This is a genomic window from Prauserella cavernicola (genome assembly GCF_016595675.1).
In the GTDB taxonomy this organism is placed as follows: Bacteria; Actinomycetota; Actinomycetes; order Mycobacteriales; family Pseudonocardiaceae; genus Prauserella_A; species Prauserella_A cavernicola.
The window spans coordinates 1-17,574 of the sequence record NZ_JAENJH010000010.1; the positions used below are offsets into that span (position 1 = coordinate 1).

18 protein-coding genes are annotated in these 17,574 nt (G+C 69.4%); 7 read left to right on the forward strand and 11 right to left on the reverse strand.

The features are described from left to right. Nucleotides 1–153 (reverse strand): ATP-grasp domain-containing protein (locus JHE00_RS28640; RefSeq protein ID WP_200324131.1); only part of this gene is annotated, 153 nt, incomplete at its 3' end. Between the two features lie 259 nt (nt 154–412). On the opposite strand from JHE00_RS28640, the gene JHE00_RS28645 reads away from it, so the two are divergent. Both JHE00_RS28645 and JHE00_RS28650 read left to right on the forward strand, forming a co-directional pair. After that, on the forward strand, nt 413–1,159 hold the full coding sequence (locus JHE00_RS28645; RefSeq protein ID WP_200324133.1) for a GntR family transcriptional regulator: 747 nt from the start codon (nt 413–415) through the stop codon (nt 1,157–1,159). An 88-nt stretch (nt 1,160–1,247) separates the two neighbouring features. Then, a complete protein-coding gene (locus tag JHE00_RS28650; protein WP_200324135.1) occupies nt 1,248–1,436 on the forward strand; it encodes a hypothetical protein in 189 nt (62 codons plus the stop codon). 58 nt (nt 1,437–1,494) lie between these two features. On the opposite strand, the gene JHE00_RS28655 is transcribed toward JHE00_RS28650, so the two are convergent. From JHE00_RS28655 to JHE00_RS28685, 7 genes are all read right to left on the reverse strand, one after another. Then, nucleotides 1,495–2,493 (reverse strand): TerC family protein, encoded by a 999-nt coding sequence (locus JHE00_RS28655; RefSeq protein ID WP_200324137.1) that lies wholly within the window; start codon nt 2,491–2,493, stop codon nt 1,495–1,497. A 75-nt stretch (nt 2,494–2,568) separates the two neighbouring features. Further along, nucleotides 2,569–3,117: a hypothetical protein gene (locus JHE00_RS28660; RefSeq protein ID WP_200324139.1), complete on the reverse strand. Its 549-nt coding sequence runs from the start codon at nt 3,115–3,117 to the stop codon at nt 2,569–2,571. Further along, nucleotides 3,118–4,623: an Nramp family divalent metal transporter gene (locus JHE00_RS28665; protein WP_200324141.1), complete on the reverse strand. Its 1,506-nt coding sequence runs from the start codon at nt 4,621–4,623 to the stop codon at nt 3,118–3,120. 33 nt (nt 4,624–4,656) lie between these two features. Next, nucleotides 4,657–6,792 carry an acetate--CoA ligase family protein gene (locus JHE00_RS28670; protein WP_200324143.1) on the reverse strand — a complete coding sequence of 712 codons (2,136 nt, stop codon included), beginning with the start codon at nt 6,790–6,792 and terminating at the stop codon, nt 4,657–4,659. 2 nt (nt 6,793–6,794) lie between these two features. Further along, nucleotides 6,795–8,024: a formyl-CoA transferase gene (gene frc, locus JHE00_RS28675; RefSeq protein ID WP_200324145.1), complete on the reverse strand. Its 1,230-nt coding sequence runs from the start codon at nt 8,022–8,024 to the stop codon at nt 6,795–6,797. A 19-nt stretch (nt 8,025–8,043) separates the two neighbouring features. Continuing rightward, a complete protein-coding gene (locus JHE00_RS28680; protein ID WP_230425162.1) occupies nt 8,044–9,783 on the reverse strand; it encodes a thiamine pyrophosphate-binding protein in 1,740 nt (579 codons plus the stop codon). Nucleotides 9,784–9,906: 123 nt separating this feature from the next. After that, on the reverse strand, nt 9,907–10,152 hold the full coding sequence (locus JHE00_RS28685) for a DUF6457 domain-containing protein (RefSeq protein WP_200324147.1): 246 nt from the start codon (nt 10,150–10,152) through the stop codon (nt 9,907–9,909). A 184-nt stretch (nt 10,153–10,336) separates the two neighbouring features. Here JHE00_RS28685 and JHE00_RS28690 point away from each other — a divergent pair, with 184 nt between their 5' ends. After that, nucleotides 10,337–11,347, forward strand: a complete 1,011-nt coding sequence (locus JHE00_RS28690; RefSeq protein WP_200324149.1) for a 2-dehydropantoate 2-reductase — start codon at nt 10,337–10,339, stop codon at nt 11,345–11,347. Continuing rightward, on the forward strand, nt 11,344–12,000 hold the full coding sequence (locus JHE00_RS28695) for an aldehyde dehydrogenase family protein (RefSeq protein ID WP_200324151.1): 657 nt from the start codon (nt 11,344–11,346) through the stop codon (nt 11,998–12,000). Before JHE00_RS28690 ends, JHE00_RS28695 begins: the two co-directional genes overlap by 4 nt. 10 nt (nt 12,001–12,010) lie before the next feature. On the opposite strand, the gene JHE00_RS28700 is transcribed toward JHE00_RS28695, so the two are convergent. Both JHE00_RS28700 and JHE00_RS28705 read right to left on the reverse strand, forming a co-directional pair. Next, a complete protein-coding gene (locus tag JHE00_RS28700) occupies nt 12,011–12,205 on the reverse strand; it encodes a hypothetical protein (RefSeq protein ID WP_200324153.1) in 195 nt (64 codons plus the stop codon). A gap of 184 nt (nt 12,206–12,389) precedes the next feature. Continuing rightward, nucleotides 12,390–13,709, reverse strand: a complete 1,320-nt coding sequence (locus JHE00_RS28705) for a DUF349 domain-containing protein (RefSeq protein ID WP_200324155.1) — start codon at nt 13,707–13,709, stop codon at nt 12,390–12,392. Between the two features lie 171 nt (nt 13,710–13,880). Between JHE00_RS28705 and JHE00_RS28710 the strand changes: the two genes are divergently transcribed. The 3 genes from JHE00_RS28710 to dapF are packed head-to-tail and all read left to right on the forward strand — an operon-like array spanning nt 13,881 to nt 16,316. Further along, entirely contained in the window at nt 13,881–14,576 is a 696-nt protein-coding gene (locus tag JHE00_RS28710; protein ID WP_200324157.1) for a class III extradiol ring-cleavage dioxygenase family protein, read from the forward strand. Then, nucleotides 14,573–15,484 carry a tRNA (adenosine(37)-N6)-dimethylallyltransferase MiaA gene (miaA, locus tag JHE00_RS28715; protein WP_200324159.1) on the forward strand — a complete coding sequence of 304 codons (912 nt, stop codon included), beginning with the start codon at nt 14,573–14,575 and terminating at the stop codon, nt 15,482–15,484. Before JHE00_RS28710 ends, miaA begins: the two co-directional genes overlap by 4 nt. 10 nt (nt 15,485–15,494) lie before the next feature. Next, the gene (dapF, locus tag JHE00_RS28720) at nt 15,495–16,316 is read left to right on the forward strand and encodes a diaminopimelate epimerase (RefSeq protein WP_200324161.1); all 822 of its coding nucleotides are present in this window, start codon (nt 15,495–15,497) and stop codon (nt 16,314–16,316) included. Here dapF and JHE00_RS28725 read toward each other — a convergent pair. Next, entirely contained in the window at nt 16,313–17,563 is a 1,251-nt protein-coding gene (locus JHE00_RS28725; protein WP_230425164.1) for an MFS transporter, read from the reverse strand. The genes dapF and JHE00_RS28725 overlap by 4 nt on opposite strands. Between the last annotated feature and the right edge of the window lie 11 nt (nt 17,564–17,574).

The window sequence follows — 17,574 nt, forward strand, 5'->3', positions numbered from 1 at the left end:
ACCGGTCTTCACCTGCGCCTTGACCACGACCGGCCCACCGATCTCCTCGGCGGCCACACGCGCTTCTTCCGCATTACTCGCCACGGCACCCGGCAAAACCGGCACACCATGGGCGGCGAAGAGGTCCCTCGCCTGGTACTCGTACAGATCCACTGGCTCCCAACCCTTCGTCGGTTGTGTCGCGGTCGACATCGCCTCACCAAGAAGGATACAGTATTCTGTATACATAAGTCGAGGTTTCAGTGAGCCGAGAAGGTCAATCCTGTGGATGAGAACGAGACCGGTGTCACTCGCTGTAGTGATGGGTGTCACCAGTATCGGGCATTCTGCCCATTGTATGCTGTAGGCAGTCGACCGATTGGCCGATAACACCGGGAAAAGCACTGTCGTCACCGGACTTTGGGAGTACATCATGCCGTCGACCGAGCTGCCGCAGCAGATGTCTGCTCGTCGTATCGACCGGCCTGTTCCGCTCCGCGAGCGGGTGTACCAGGCGATGCAGGAGCTGATCATCTCCAGGCAGCTCGCTCCCGGTCAGCACCTCGTGGAAAGCGAACTCGCCGAGATGCTCGGTGTCTCGCGTCAGCCCATTCGCGAGGCGCTGCAGCTGCTCAACTCGGAGGGCTGGGTGGATCTGCGGCCCGGTTACGGTGCGTTCGTCCACGCGCCCACCGAGGCCGAGGTCGACCAGCTGCTCGTGGTGCGCTCGGCGCTCGAGGCCGAATCCGCCCGCCTCGCCGCGCTGAACGCCGACACCGAGGGCGTGGCCAGGCTGCGCAAGCTCGTCGCCCAGGGTGAGGCCGCCGTGGCCTCCGACGACATCGACGGGATGGTCGCCGCCAACGCGGAACTGCACCGTTGCGTCACCGAGCTGTCCGGCAACCAGGTGCTGCTCGACTTCGTCTCACAGGTGGACCGCAGGGTGCGCTGGTACTACACGCCCATCGCGCGCCACCGCGGCAACAAGTCCTGGCAGGAGCACGCCCGGCTGATCGACGCCATCGAGGCTGGCGAGGCCGACACCGCCGCCAAGGCGATGCGCGAGCACACCGAGCGCACCCGCGAGTCCTACCTCGAACAGCGCCGCGAGAACCCCGAACCGGACGTGGCGCCGGTACAGGTCCGCTCGCGCCGCAGGCGCACCGCGCCGCGCGTCTGACGCGCACTCTCTCCACCCAGACCACCGGATCCGCGTCGACGCGGACACCGGAATTCGACGACGCCCTCGAGAGGAGGTGTTGGAGCACATGCGTACCTGGAAAGAGTTTCTGAAGTCCCTCACGCAGGAGCCGGCAGGCTTCCGTGCCGAGGGGCGCGTGCTGGGCCTCGGCCTGGCCACCGCGCAGGAGCGCGAGAGCCAGAAGGCGAGCGAGGAGGTCGAGGACTTCCTCCGCCAGAGTGCCGCCCAGGAGCGGCCGAGCACGACCTCGTCCTGAACCGCGAGCCTGAGCTGTCAACGAGGCCAGCTCGGCCCGCGGCCAGGACGGGCCGCTCTCACTCGGACTTGTGGGCGGCCACCGGTGGGTCGTCGCTCCGCTCGGGCTCGCGAGCACGATCTCTGCGAACCTTGATCAGGCTCGCGATCGTGGTGATGGTGAGGGTGCCGAGGATGACGCCCAGCGACACCAGGATCGGGATCTCCGGCGCCCACGAGACACCGTGGTGGTGCAGGGTCTCCGCGATCAGCTTCAGCCCGATGAAGCCGAGCACCGCCGCCAGGCCCTTGCTCAGGTAGACGAGCCGGTCGAGCAGGCCGCCGATGAGGAAGAACAGCTGCCGCAGGCCCATCAGCGCGAACGCGTTGGCCGTGAACACCAGGTACGGCTCCCTGGTGAGCCCGAAGATCGCCGGGATCGAGTCGAGTGCGAACAACAGGTCGGTGGTGCCGATCGCGATCATCACGATGAGCATCGGCGTGACGAGCTTGCGCCCGTCGACCCTGACCGTGAGCTTCGCGCCGTTGTACTCGTCGGTCGCGGGCAGGAACTTCTTCGCCGTGCGCAGGACGGCGTTCTCCTTGAACTCGTCGTCCTCGTCGTCGGAGTGCATCAACAGCTTCCACGCCGTGTAGAGCAGGAACGCCCCGAAGACGTAGAACAGCCAGTCGAAGCGCGTGATGGCCTCGGCGCCCACGGCGATGAACAGGCCGCGCAGCAGCAGCGCCACCACGATGCCGATCAGCAGTACCTTCTGCCGGTACTCCTTGGGCACCGCGAAGCTCGACATGATGATCACGAAGACGAAGAGGTTGTCCACCGACAGCGAGTACTCGGTGATCCAGCCCGCGAAGAACTCGCCGCCGTACTGCGGCCCCGCCATGAGGAGCACCCCGATGCCGAACAGGACGGCCAGGCCGACGTAGCAGCCGACCCAGATGGTGCACTCACGCAGCGAGGGGTGCCGTGGGTTGCGGGACACCAGGTAGAAGTCGAAACAGATGATGGCGGTCAGGCAGGCGATGGTCACCAGCCAGACCCACACGGGAATGGTCACTGTCGTCCCTTTCCAGCGCACGCCCGACCACACCGTCCGCCGATCGTGCGGCGGACGGTGCCGGTGCGGGGTGGGTCAGCGCTGCTGGGTCGTGGCGCGGCCGCGGGAGCGCCGCCGTGCCTCTCGTTGTTCGTAGACCTGCTTCGCGTAGGCCGCGTAGGCGCTGTATACGTCGGCGGCGACCGGGTTGCGCGGCGCCATCCGCTGCCACCACCGCGGTGCGATGCGTTCGTGCAGCCACAGGAACCCGATGGCGAACCCGGCACTGATGATTCCCTGGTAGGCCAGGAAACCCAGCACGTCGGGCGGCAGTCTCGGCTCGCCGGCGAGCACGAGGTAGGTCAGCACCTCGTGGGTGAGCCTGGCGAGCGGGAACCCGACGAGCCAGAACAGTGCCACCGGCGCGAAGGCGCCGATCCGCACCTTCCGGTAGGCCACGAGCAGGCCGTATCCGCCGCCGAGGATGGCGAGCGGGACACCGAGCGCGAGCATGCTCACCAGTGCCCAGCCGACGGGCTGGCCGACGATGCCGGCCAGCCCGCCGGCGACGGCGCCGGCGATGAGTCCCACGGCGAGCCCGGGAAGGGCGAGCTCGCCGAGCCGGAGCAGGCGTGTCGTGTCCATCTAGCTCACGACCACGCCGAACCGGAGGAGACTGTAGAACAGCATGCCCAGGTAGAACACCGCGCCGAAGCCGATGATCAGGTTGGCCCACCACTTGGGCCGGATCGGTTTCGGCAGCATCTTGTTGTTCACCAGCAACAGCACGACGCAGTACGCGCCCATCGCGAACGTGGACAGGAACGCGAGGATGTCGAGCACGCCACTCGGTCCGTCGGCTGGTCCGAAGTTCAGGATCAGGATGCCGAAGATGATCACGGCCCACAGGAAGAACGCGTAGATGTGGGAGATCTTGAACCGCTTGGCGCCGGGCACGAAGAAGTACGTCATGTCCGCCTGTCCTCGCGAGAACGAGTCGAACAGGCCGAGTGTCGCGTTGAGACCGATCAGTGCGATGAACCCGAAGAACACGCCGCCGAGCACCGATCCGCCCACCGAGGCGAAGGCGTCGGACATCGCGCCCAGCGCGGCGTCGCGATCACCGCCCTCGATGAGGCTCGCGACGTTCGGGTTCTCCCGTGCCGCCGCCTGTGCCAGCACCGTGAAGGACACGGTGACCAGCATCGTGATGCCCCAGAAGAGCAGCAGCGCGTCGAAGGTGACCCAGCGCCGCCAGCCCTTCCACTTCTTCATCTCCTCGGGGTCCTCGGTGTCGAACATGAACCCGCGGGCAGGCATCTCCTCCTGCTCGGCGGCGTGCCGCAGCCCGCGGATCTTGGGTACGTGCGCACCCATGCCCGCGCCGCTGTCCCGCAGGTGCAGCGTGTACCACATCTGCTGCATACCGGAGGGTCCCGCGAACGCGATGGCACCGACCACGATCGGGAACCACGTGCTCGACATCGCCTCCGACGGGAAGTAGCCGAAGGCGAACATGCCCGTCAGCGTGCTCGACAGGTCACCCCAGCTGCCGACCAGTGACGCCACGATCGCCGTGCCCACCACCAGTACGCCGATGAGGACCGACAACAGGTTCTCGAGCAGGTTGTAGATCACCTTGGCCAGCGTGAACACCACGCCGACCAGTACCAGTGCGATACACGCCGTCAGCACCCACGGTATGCCGGTGATCTCCTCGAACGCGGCGGCGCCCGCTGAGAGATGCCCCGGCCAGACATAGACGAGTATCGCCACCGCGAAGAAGAACCACATCAACGGTTTGAACACCCGGGCGGCACCCGTGAAGATGCTCTCGCCGGTGGCCATCGCGTAGCGGGCCATCTCGAGCATCACCACGGCCTGCAGGGTGACACCGATCAGGAACAGCCATCTGATCTCGGGCCCGAAGACGAGCACGAGCCTCGGCCACATGTAGGACTCGCCCATCCCCACACCGAGCGCGACCAGGAACACGGTCGGGCCGAGAATGTGGATGGCCGGTGGAGCGTCGGGCAGCTTGCGGATCGGCATGGGATCGAGCCCGCCGGCTCGCCACACCCGTTCTGCTTTGCCCGTGTCGGGGCCGGGCTGGCCGGCACCCGACACGGGGACTTTCGAAGAATCCACCATTGGACCTCCAGTTTTCGAGGTGGCTGCCCCCGGTTAGCTGAGCAGGCCAGCTGCCCTCGCCCAGCGATACTTGGCGCCGAGCACCGCGACGGGCCGCTCGGTGGTGTACGGATAGGCGATGATTCGGTGATCGAACAGGTAATCGCTGGCTTTCTCGACCTCGGTGTCGCCTGCCAGCGACGCGACGACCGGCTTGTCGATGCCCTTCGCCCGTGCCTCTTCCACGACTCGCGCGGTGAGTTCGGCGAAGACCATCGGCGGCGTCACGATCGTGTGCCAGTAACCCAGGATCAGCGCGTGGATACGCGGGTCCTCCAGCCCGAGCCGGATCGTCGCCTCGTAGGTCGACGGCGGCTCGCCACCGGTGATGTCGATCGGGTTACCGGCCGCGCCGAACGGCGGGATGTAGCGGCGGAACGCCTCATCCAGGTCCGGCGGAATATCCATCAGGGACAACCCGGCCTCAACGCACGCGTCGGAGAGCAGCACGCCCGATCCACCGGCACCGGTGATGATCACGACGTTCTCGCCCTGCGGCGTGGGCAGCAGTGGCAGACCCCTGGCGTAGTCGAGCATCTCGTTGAGTCCCGGCGCTCGCACGACGCCGGACTGCCGGAGGATGTCGTCGTACACCTTGTCGTCGCCGGCCAGCGCGCCGGTGTGCGAGCTCGCGGCCCGCGCGCCGAGCGCCGTACGGCCCGCCTTGAGCACCACCACGGGCTTCTTCTTGGTCATGCGCTTGGCCGTCTCGACGAACGCCCTGCCGTCCTTGAGGTCCTCGAGGTGCATGGCGACGGCCTGGGTGTTGTCGTCCTGCTCGAAGTAGGTCAGCAGGTCGTCCTCGTCCACATCGGACTTGTTGCCGAGTCCGACGATCGCCGAGACACCCATCTTCGTGGTGCGCGCGTAGCCGAGGATCGCCATGCCGATGCCGCCGCTCTGCGACGTCAGCGCGACCCCGCCCTTGACGTCGTAGGGCGTGCAGAACGTGGCGCACAGGTTCTGCGGCGTGTAGTAGTAGCCGTAGATGTTCGGGCCGAGCATGCGGATCTGGTACCGGTGCGCGATCTCGACGACCTCGTCCTGCAGCTCCTGGTTGCCGGTCTCGGCGAACCCGGACGGGATCATCACCGCGGCGGGGATGCCCTTCTCGCCGCACTCGGTGAGCGCGCCGGCCACGAACTTCGCCGGTACCGCGAAGACGGCCACGTCCACGTCGCCGGGCACGTCGCTCACCGACTTGTAGGCGGTGCGCCCGAGGATCTGGTCCGCCTTCGGGTTGATCGGGTAGATCTCGCCCGCGTACCCGCCGTTGATGAGGTTCTTCATCACCGAGTTGCCGATCTTGCCCTCCTGGTCGGAGGCGCCGACGACGGCGATCGCGCGCGGGTTCATCAGCCGCGTCATCGACGACAGGATCTCCTCCTGCGTCAGGCGGACGGGCTCGGCGACCTCGCCGGTCTCGACGAGGATGCGGATGTCGGCCGCGGTCGCGCCGGTGCCGCTCGCGAACACCGGGTTGAGGTCGAACTCGCTGATCTCGGGGAAGTCGGTGACCAGCGCGGAGACCTTCTGGATCACGTCGGCGAGCGCGTCGATGTCCACGGGCTCCGCGCCGCGGGCGCCGTGCAGCACCTCGGCGGCCTTGATGCCGTCGACCATCGACCTCGACTCGGCCGCGTCGAGCGGGGCGAGGCGGAACGTGACGTCCTTGAGCACCTCCACCAGCACGCCGCCGAGGCCGAACGCGACGATCTTGCCGAACGTCGGGTCGGTAGTGGCGCCGATGATGACCTCCTGGCCACCGCCGACCATCTGCTGCACCTGGACGCCGTCGATCGTGGCCTCGGCGTTGTACGCCTTGGCGTTGGCCATGATCTTGTCGAACGCCTCCCGCGCGGCGTCGGCCCCGGTGACGCCGACGATCACGCCACCGGCCTCGGTCTTGTGCAGGATGTCGGGAGAGACGATCTTGCAGACCACGGAGCCGCCGATCTCACCTGCCAGCTTCGCCGCCTCGTCCGCGGTGGTGGCGAGACCCTCTGCGGGGGTTGGGATGCCGTAGGCGTCGGCGACCAGCTTGCCCTCCGGCGCCGTGAGTCCCTCGCGGCCTTCCGCGCGTACCTTGTCGATGATCTCGCGGACCGCTGCCTTGTCTGGAGCCGGCATCCTCAGATCACTCCATTCGCCTTGAGTTCGGTGAACCGGTCCGTGTCCAGGCCGAGCTCACTCACGTAGATCTCTTCGTTGTGTTCGCCCAGCAGCGGCGAGCGCAGGACGTCGACGGTCGAGTCGGACAGCTTGATCGGGCAGCCGACCGTCTTGTACTCGCCGCGCTTGGGGTGGTCGACCGACAGCACCATGTCGTTGTCGGCCAGCGAGGGGTCCTCGATGATCTCCTTGGTGGACAGCACCGGACCGCACGGAATGTTGTGCTCGTTGAGCCGCGCGAGTACTTCCCACTTGCCGTGGTTGCTGCTCCACTCCTGGATCAGCTGGAACATCTTGTCGAGCTTGTCCAGCCTGGCCTCGGGCGTCGCCCAGTCCGGGTCGTCGGCGAGCTCGGGTCTGCCGATGAGCTTGGTGATGGGTCCCCAGCCGACGGGCTGCACGATCACGTAGATGTAGTCGTTCGGCCCGCCCGGCGCGCACTGCACGGCCCAGCCGGGCTGCCCGCCGCCCGAGGCGTTGCCCGAGCGCGGCACCGTGTCGCCGAACTCGTCGTTCGGGTACTCGGCCAGCGCCCCGTGTTCCAGGCGCTGCTGGTCGCGCAGTTTGACGCGGCACAGGTTCAGCACCGCGTGCTGCATGGCGACCGTGACGCGCTGGCCCGTGCCGGTCTGCTCCCGCTGGAACAGGGCGGCGAGGATGCCGGCGACGGTGTGGATGCCGGTGCCCGAGTCGCCGATCTGCGCGCCGGTGGCCAGGGGCGGCCCGTCCTCGAACCCGGTGGTGCTCATCGAGCCGCCCATCGCCTGCGCCACCACTTCGTAGGCCTTGAAGTGGGTGTAGGGGCCGTCGCCGAACCCCTTGATGGAGGCGTAGACGAGTCGGGGGTTGATCTGCTGCAGGCGCTCCCAGGTGAAGCCCATGCGGTCGACGGCGCCGGGCCCGAAGTTCTCGGCGAGCACGTCGAACTTCGGCAGCATCTCGGTGAAGATCCGCTTGCCCTCTTCGCTCTTCATGTTGAGGGTGATGCTGCGCTTGTTGCTGTTGAGCATCGTGAAGTAAAGACTGTCCACATCGGGCAGATCGCGTAGCTGCTTGCGCGTGATGTCACCGGTCGGCGCTTCCAGCTTCACGACATCGGCGCCGAGCCAGGCCAGGATCTGCGTGCACGACGGACCTGACTGGACGTGCGTCATGTCGAGAACGCGGACACCCTCGAGTGCTTTTCCCATGGTGCAAGCCCCTTTGGCGTTACTTGTACATGGTCTGGTTCATCGTTCCCGGGGCGTAGACCTCCGGGTCGACCCACACGTTGATCAGTGACGGCTTGCCCGACTCGCGGGCGCGCTCCAGTGCGGGACGGATGTCGGCGGGGTCGCGAACCTCTTCGCCGTAGCCGCCGAGCATCTTCGCGAACTCGCCGTAGGGGATGTCGCCGAGCGTGTTGCCGATCCGGCCGCGGTCCTCGCCGTACTTCTGGATCTGGCCGTAGCGGATCTGGTTCATCGACGAGTTGTTGCCGATGATGCCGATGAACGGGAGGTTGAACCGCACGAGCGTCTCGAAGTCCCAGCCGGTGAGGCTGAACGCGCCGTCGCCGAACAGTGCCACGACCTCGGCGTCGGGCCGCGCGTACTTCGCCGCCATGACGAACGGGACGCCGACGCCGAGTGTCCCGAGTGGACCGGGGTCCATCCAGTGACCCGGCGATTTCGGCTGCACCACCTGGCCGGAGAAGGTGACGATGTCGCCGCCGTCGCCGATGTAGATGGAGTTGGGGGTGAGGAACTCGTTGATCTCGTGCACGAGCCGGTACGGGTCGATGGGGCTCGAGTCGGAGAGCTGCCGGGGCAGCCGCTTCTCGTAGGCCGCGGTCTCGACACCGCGCAGCTCCTCCAGCCACGCCTTGCGGCCCACCGCGCCGTTGTCGACGCGACCCGACGTGGCCTGGGTGACGGCGGAGAGCACGAGGCCCGCGTCGCCGACGATGCCGAGGTCCACGTCGCGGTTCTTGCCGACGGTGCGGTAGTCGAGGTCGATCTGCACGACCGTGGCGTCGGGGGAGAGCCGCTTGCCGTAACCCATGCGGAAGTCGAACGGCGTGCCGACGATGATGATGAGGTCGGCGTTCTGGAACGCGTAGCGGCGAGCCAGCTGCAGGTGGTGCGGATCGTTGGGGGCGAGCGTGCCGCGTCCGGAGCCGTTCATGAAGGCGGGCACGTTGAGGGTGCGGACGAACTCGATGGCCGAGTCGGTGGCCCGGCACGTCCAGACCTGGCTGCCCAGCAGCACGCACGGTTTCTCGGCCTTGACGATCAGGTCGGCGAGGCGCTCGATGTCGGCGGGATCGCCCACACTGCGCGTAGAAGCACGGAAGGCCCCGGCCTTGGGCACTCGGGCCTTGTCGACCGGGACCTTCGCGTCGAGGACGTCGCGGGGGATCTCGAGAAACGATGGCCCCGGTGCGCCGTGGAAACACTCGCGGAAGGCCATCGAGACGATGTCGGCCGCGCGCTCGGTGGCCGGCACGGTGGCGGCGAACTTGGTGATCGGCGCCATCATGTCGACGTGCGGAAGGTCCTGCAGTGAGCCCATCTTGTGCTGCGACAGCGCTCCCTGCCCGCCGATCAGCAGCATGGGGCTCTCCGCGCGGAAGGCGTTGGCGACGCCGGTGACGGCGTCGGTGGTGCCTGGTCCGGCGGTGACCACCGCGCACCCGGGTTTCCCGGTCACGCGGGCGTAGCCGTCGGCCGCGTGCGCGGCCACCTGCTCGTGCCGTACGTCGATCACGTCGATGCCCTCGTCGACGCAGCCGTCGTAGATGTCGATGATGTGGCCACCGCAGAGCGTGAAGATCACGTCCACGCCCTCTGCCTTCAGCGCTTTCGCCACCAGGTGTCCGCCGGAGATCAGCTGTGGCTCACCGTTCGTGGCGGCCAGCTCGCTCGGCTGACCCGCGCTGGCCGGCTCTGTCTTGGACATCTGCCCCATGTGCGTCGTCACTCCTTAGACCGTGCAGACCTTGCTGACTACCGCATACTGCATACCATATGGAGTTATCGTGGCCCTCGATCAACGTGTTGTCCAGAGCCGAAAGCCGGTTGGCCTGATTCCTCAGTCGCGCCAGTCGAAGCGGGGCCAGTCGCGGGTCAGCGCGTCGAGCCGCGAGGCGGCTTCGGCTGGCGGGAGACCGCGCGCGACGGCCATGCCGACGAGGAAGGCCGTGATGGGAGCTGCGGGTCGGGCGACGGTTCTGCCCGCGTCGCGAGCCAGCGCCAGTATCAGCGCGTGGTCGCACTGATCGGCGTCGAGTCCGAGGTCGGCGCAGACGGTCGCCGTCCACTTCCGCAGTTCGTTCATTGAACCGCACCTCCCTGGTCGGACCCATTGACCGGAGCTTGCCATACCGTATACTGCATACAACTTGCTGGCAAGTCATCTTCCACTTCGGACGCGACCCGTCCTTCCTGTCGGCGCCCGCTCCGGTGTTGCTCTTCTCTACACCCGGAGGCGGCGCGAAGAAACGGCCAAGAACGGAGTCACCGTGAAAGTTGCTGTTCTCGGTGCCGGCGCCATCGGTGCGTATGTCGGCGCCAGCCTTGATCGAGCGGGAGCCGAGGTCCACCTCGTCGCCCGCGGCGCGAACCTGGAAGCCATGCGCGAGTCGGGAGTGCGTGTGCTCAGTCCGAGGGGAGACTTCGCGGCCAGGCCGCACGCCACCGACAACCCCGCGGAGATCGGCCCTGTCGACCACGTCTTCCTCGGCCTCAAGGCGAACCAGTACGCGGGTGCGGGCGCACTGGTGCAACCACTGCTCGGCCCGCACACGTCGTTGATCGCCGCACAGAACGGCATCCCGTGGTGGTACTTCCACGGAGTGCAGGGACCGCACGAGGGCCGTCGCGTCGAGGCGGTCGACCCCGGCGGCGCCGTCAGTGCGGTGCTGGCGCCCGAACGGGCCATCGGCTGCGTGGTCTACGCGGCCACCGAGCTCGCCGAACCTGGCGTGGTGCGCCACCTCGAGGGCACCCGCCTCTCGATCGGCGAACCTGACGGCACGACCTCGGCGCGCTGCACCGAGTTCGCCGACGCGATGGTGGCGGGCGGGCTCAAGTGCCCGGTGGAACCCGACCTGCGCAAGGACATCTGGGTCAAGCTGATGGGCAACATCGCGTTCAACCCCATCAGTGCGCTCGCCAGAGCGACGATGGCCGGGATCTGCCGGCACGACAACACGCGCGCGCTCGTGGTGGAGATGATGCGCGAGACCCTCGACGTCGCCACCGCGCTGGGCGTGCGCACCGACGTCTCCATCGAGCGCAGGCTCGCGGGCGCCGAGCGCACCGGCGAGCACAAGACGTCCACGCTCCAGGACCTGGAGAAGGGCAAGCCGCTCGAGCTCGACGCGATCCTCGCCGCGGTGGTCGAGCTGGCAGACCTGGCCGACGTCGCCGTGCCGACGCTGCGCGTGGTGAACGCGCTCGCCGATCTGCTCAATGTCCACGTCACGACAGCGGCGCCAGCGCTCGCCGCCGCACAGGGAGGTGCCCGATGACGGTCAGCGTGGAGCCCGCGGCGGGCACCGTGGCGCCAGAGGCGTTCCGGGCTGGCAGGCCGCTCAACTTCTGGGGCGGGCTGTGGCGCGCGGACGGCGTTCCCGAACTCGAGGCCGCCGACGCTGCCAGGGCCGTGCGCGCCGGACTCAACGAACACCGCACGTGGACCCTCGCGCCGCTCACCGAACGCAGGCTGCGCGTCGACGCCACCCTCGACGACCTCGCCGCACACCGGGAGCTGCTCGACCGGCTGGCCGGTGGCGGGGGTTTCGCCGACGGGCTCGCCGAGACCCGCGAGTGCGCCGAGCGGATCGAGGGTCTGATCGCGGGCCGCGATCCGTTGCGCGGCCCGGTCAGCAATATCGCCGAGGCACAGTGCCCGGCCGCCACGCTGGTGCACGCGATGCTCGTGCAGGTGCTGGCGGGCAACGCGGCGATCGTCAAGGCGACCGAACCGGCGGGCCCCGCTCTGGCGATCGCGACCGCGCTCGCCGCTCGCCACGGACTGCCCTTCACCCTGCTGCACGGCGGCGGCGAGGGCGTCGACGCCGCGCTGAGCAGGCCGGACGTGGTCGGCTGCGTCTCCTACCCCGACGGCACGCGGCGCGGGGTGTCGCTGGTCGCCGCCGTCACGCGCAGGGCCAGGGCCTGACCGGCCTGGCTCAGCACGGGTCGACAGTGGAGTAGCAGCGCCGCGAGAAGGACGTCATCCCGCCCTCGGTCGTGGGCGGGGTGACGTCCGCGCGCTGCATCAGCAACAACACCGCGAGCGCCGTGGCGACGGAGAACCCAATTCCGAGAACGATCGCGGCGATGCGGTAGCGGCGAAGCGCCCGCGTTTCCTGAACCGGCTCCATGTAGCCGAGGATGCGGTTCCCGATGGGGCGCAAGGAATCCGGCCGGAAACGGAAAAGGTGCCGTCCCGGTGATCCGGACCCGCGTCGAGCAGCGCTTCGGCACGTGGTGCCGGTGGTGAAATCCCCGGCCTTTCACAAGACCAATCGGGCACCGGCGCGATCCGCGCACCGGTGCCCGTCGACGTCAGCGGTCGGCGACAGCCGCCTCGGCGGCCCGCAGCCACTCGCGCCACTGTGCGGCCTGCTCGTCGGCCTTCTTGGCGCGGCGCTCGTCGCCGGCCGCGCGGGCCTTGGCCGACTGCGACTCGAACTGCTCGACGCGCTCGCGGAACTGCGCCACCCGGGCCTGCGCCTCCGGGTCGGTGCGCCGCCACTTCGAGTCCTCGGCCGAGCGCACTCCGTCCTGTACGGACTTGAGCCTGCCGTCGAGCTCGCGGATGCGCTCCCTCGGCACCTTCCCGATCTCGTCCCAGCGCTCCTGGATCTTGCGCAGCTGCGACTTCGCGGCGTCGAGGTTGGCCGCCGGGTCGATCTTCTCGGCCTCGGCGAGCAGCTCCTCCTTGCGCGCGGCGTTGTCGGCGAACTCGGCGTCGCGCTCCGAGAACGCGGCCGAGCGTGCGGCGAAGAACGCGTCCTGCGCGGCGCGGAACCGCTGCCACAGCGCCTCGTCGGTGTCCTTCGGCGCCCGGCCGGCGGCCTTCCACTCGGCCATGAGGTCCTTGTAGCGGCCCGCCGTCGGCCCCCAGTCGGTGGAGCCGGCCATCGACTCCGCCTCCTCGATGAGCTCCTCCTTGCGGCGCTTCGCCGTCGCGCGCTGCTTGTCGAGCTCGGCGAAGTGGGAGCCCCTGCGGCGGTTGAACGCCTCGCGGGCCTTGGAGAATCGGCGCCACAGCTCGTCGTCGGTCTTGCGGTCGACGCCCTTGATCGTCTTCCACTCGTCGAGGATCGTGCGCAGCCGGTCGCCCGCGGCCTTCCACTGGGTGGACTCGGCGGCGATGGCCTCGGCCTCCTCCGCCAGCGCCTGCTTGCGGCCGACCGCGGCGGCCCTCGCCTGCTCGCGCTCCTGCTTGACCTCGGACAGCGCGCGCTCGGCGTGCGAGATGACGTGCTCGACGCGCGCCCGCAGGGCGTCGAGGTCGCCGACGACGGCGGCTTCGGCGAGCCCGTCGCGCAGCTGCGTCGCGCTGGTGAGCGCCTGCTTGGGGTCACCCGCACCCGACGTCAGGCGAGTCTCGAGCAGCTCCACCTCTGTGCGCAGGTCGTCGAACCGGCGGGCGAAGTGCGTGAGACCTTCGTCGGCCGACCCTGCCTGCCACACGCCGATCTGCCGTTCGCCCTCGGACGAGCGCACGAACACCGCGCCGTCCTCGTCGATGCGGCCCCAGCGTTCCGGGTGGGGTTCGGCGGGCGGCACCGCCGGAGCGGCGTGCGCGCCAGCCGGGGTGTGCGGCACCTGGTGCGGCGCCGGAACATCGCTGCCGTTCGGGGTGTTCTGCTCGGCCATGGCCGGCTCCTTCTCGCCTGTAGGCCCGCCGCTGCGCGGGCGCCCCGCTGTCGGCGGGGCCGGGTGTTGCGTGTTGGGTTCCAAGACCGCATTCAAACAGGTCAGCGCGGTTCTGGGTACCTCATGCCTCAAGACGTACCTCTCCGGGCGCGCCGGGTAACCTCGGAACGCGTGATCACGCGTGCCGTGGTGGTGCCCCAGCCCCCGCTCCTCGTCCCCGAACTCGCGCCGGGGGCCGTGGAGGAGACCGCCAGTCTTCGCGAAGCCTGTGTGACCGCTGTGAAGCGGCTTCCGGCCCGTTGGATCGCCGTGGGAACCACCGCTCAAGCTTGCCCGATTCCGCCGCCGGTGTGCGGGACGTTCCGCGGTTTCGGTGTCGACGTGCGCGTCGCGCTCGACGCGGCCCCCCACGCGGGAGAACCCGCCGACCTGCCCCTTCCCGTGCTGCTCGCGGGGTGGCTGCGCGAGCGTGCGGGGGCCGACGCGGTCGAGGTCGAGCTGCTGTCCCCGTCGGTGACTCCCGCGGAGTGCGCGGCCGTCGGCGCACGGCTCGCCGCGCGCGAGGACGAGGTGGGCCTGCTGGTGCTCGGCGACGGCTCGAACCGCCACGGCGCCGCGTCGCCCGGTGGCGCCGACGAGCGGGCGGAGGGTTTCGACGCGCTCGTGCGCGAGGCACTGGCCGGCGCCGACCGCGACGCGCTGCGGGCACTCGACCCGGTGCTCGCGGCCGAACTGGGCGCCGAGGGCAGAGCGTCGTGGCAGGTGCTGGCCGCCGTGGCCGGCACGGGCACGTGGCACGCCGAGCTGCTCCACTCCGGAACCGAACTCGGCGTGGCCTACCACGTGGCCGCCTGGGAGCGGTCGTGATCAGGCCCGTCGCCGTCGCCGTCGTCGGCCCCACCGCCACCGGCAAGACGGCGCTCGGGGTGGAGCTGGCGCTCGCGCTTGGCGGCGAGGTGATCAACGCCGACGCCATGCAGCTCTACCGCGGCATGGACATCGGCACGGCCAAGGCGACCGCCGACGAGCGGCGCGGCGTCGCTCACCACCTGCTCGACGTCCTCGACGTGACCGAGGCAGCCTCGGTGGCCGCCTACCAGCGCGACGCGCGTGCCGAGGTCGAGCGGTTGCTCGCGGCGGGCCGCGTGCCGGTGCTGGTCGGCGGTTCGGGCCTCTACGTGCAGGCCGTGCTCGACGACCTGCGCTTTCCCGGCACCGATCCGGCCGTGCGCGCCGAACTGGAGCTGGAGGCCGAGCGGCTGGGTACGCGGGTGCTGTACGACCGCCTCGCCGAGGTCGACCCGGCGGCGGCCGCCACGATCCTGCCGACCAACGTGCGCCGCATCGTGCGAGCGCTGGAGGTCATCGCGATCACCGGCGAGCCGTTCTCGGCCAACCTGCCGACACCGGGCGAACCGCGCTACGGCACGGTGCTCGTCGGCGTCGACCGCGAGGTCGCCGAGCTCGACGCCCGCGTGGACCTGCGGGTGGAGCACATGTTCGAGGCCGGGCTCGTCGCCGAGGTGCGGGCGCTGGAGAAGCTGGGCCTGCGTGAGGGAAAGACGGCCCCCCGCGCCCTCGGCTACCAGCAGGTGCTCGCCGCGTTCGACGAGGACTCGACCGACTTCGCGGGGGCCGCCGCGGCGACCGCGCAGGCCACCCGGCGCTTCGTGCGCAAGCAGCGCTCGTGGTTTCGCCGGGACAAGCGGATCCACTGGTTCGACGGAGCGGCCGAGGGGCTGACCGATCACGTCCTCTCCTGGCTCGCCCCGTAATCTTGGTGTCATGGGTGGGATCGAGTTCCTGAAGGGGCACGGCACGCAGAACGACTTCGTGCTGTTGCCCGACGCGTCGGCCAGGCTGGAGCTGACGCAGGCGCGGGTCGCCGCGCTCTGCGATCGCCGCCGTGGCCTCGGCGCCGACGGCGTGCTGCGCGTCGTCCGCTCGGCCGCCCTCGGCGTCGAGTCGGAGGGCGAGTGGTTCATGGACTACCGCAACGCCGACGGCTCGATCGCCGAGATGTGCGGCAACGGTGTGCGCGTGTTCGCTCGCTACCTCGTGGAGGCGGGCCTCGAGCAGGGGTCCGACTTCGTCGTCGGCACCAGGGCGGGAGACCGGCCGGTCCGGGTGCACCCCGACCGCTCCGTCACCGTCCACATGGGACCGGCGCGGATCACGGGCACGTCGGTGGCGATCGTCGGTGGCCGCGAGCTCTCCGGAGTCGCCGTCGACGTCGGCAACCCGCACCTGGTGTCCGCGCTCGACGACGACGTCGCGACGCTGGAGCTGGCCGACGCCCCGCGCTACGACGGTGACTTCTTCCCCGACGGCGTCAACCTGGAGTTCGTCAACGTCCTCGACGCCGAGTCGCTGCGGATGCGAGTGTACGAGCGCGGGGTCGGCGAGACGAGGGCGTGTGGCACAGGCACCGTGGCCGCGGTCGCCGCGACCCTGCATCTGGCAGGCACCGACAGCGGTGAGTCCACTGTGGATGTACCCGGTGGCAGGGTGACGGTCACCGTCGAGCGCGGCGCCTCCACGCTCACCGGGCCCGCGGTGTTCGTCGGCAGGGGCGAGCTCGACGAGTCGTGGTGGAACAGCCTCTAGGCCACGGCGGGGGTTCGCGGGATGTCGCGCAGCTTCCGCAGCGGTGAGCACACCACCAGCAGCACCGACGAGACGAGCACCGAGGCCGTGACCCACATGGTCGCGGGCACCCCGATCCACTCGCCCAGCACACCGCCGAGCAGCGCGCCGATGGGCATCGCGCCCCACACGACGCACCGAACGCTCGCGTTCATTCGGCCGAGCAGGCGATCGGGGCAGATCGCCTGTCGGTAGCTGACCTGCGCGACGTTGTAGACGACGATGCCGACTCCCGCGATGGCGAGGCCGACGCCCGCCAGCGAGGCACGCCAGCCCGGCGCGGCGAGCGGCACGAGCAGCTGGGCGGGCCAGGTCAGCAGCGGTACGAGCCACACGGCCCTGGCCTGCCCGAGCAGCCGCATCCACCGGCTCGCGGTCAGCGCGCCGAGCACGCCGCCGACCCCGGCGCCCGCGAGTACGAAGCCGACACCGGCGGGGGACAGGCCCACGTGGCGGGTCAGGAACAGCACCTGTACCGCGGTGAGCCCGGCTCCCGCCAGGTTGGCCACGGCGGTGCAGGTGGTGATGGCGCGCAGGTTGGGGTTGCCGAACACGAAGCGCAGGCCCTCACCGATCTCGGGCAGCAGCCTGCGGTCTCGCTTCGGCTCGGGTTCCGGCTCGACGGCGCGGATCCGGCGCAGGTTCGCCGCCGAGGCGAAGTAGCTCAGCCCGACGGCGGTGACGGCGTTGGCCGCGCCGAGTACCTGGGCGAGCACTCCGGCGAGGCCAGGTCCGGTCACTTGCGCGACCGACTGGCTCACCTGCAGCTTCGCGTTGCCCTCCACCAGCTTCTCGCGTCCGACGAGGAACGGCAGGTACGACTGGTAGGCGACGTCGAAGAACAGCGTGCACACGCTCACGAGCAGGGCCACGACGATCAGGTGGGGCAGGGTGAGCACGCCGGCCCACCACGCCAGCGGCACGGTGAGCAGCAGGGTGCCGCGCACGAGGTCGGCCCGCAGCATGAGCGGCTTGCGGCGCATCCGGTCCACCCAGACTCCGGCGGGTAGCCCCAGCAGCAGGAACGCGGCGTGCTCGGCCGCCGTCAGCAGTCCCATCTCGAACGGCGTCGCCCCGAGCACCGTCGCGGCGAGCAACGGCAGCACGGTGTGCCCGACGAACGTGCCGAACTGGCTGGCGGTATCGCCTGCCCACAGCTGCCTGAAGTCGCGATGAAACCACAGGGAGGTCACCCGCACGAGTGTCATTGAGTGATTGG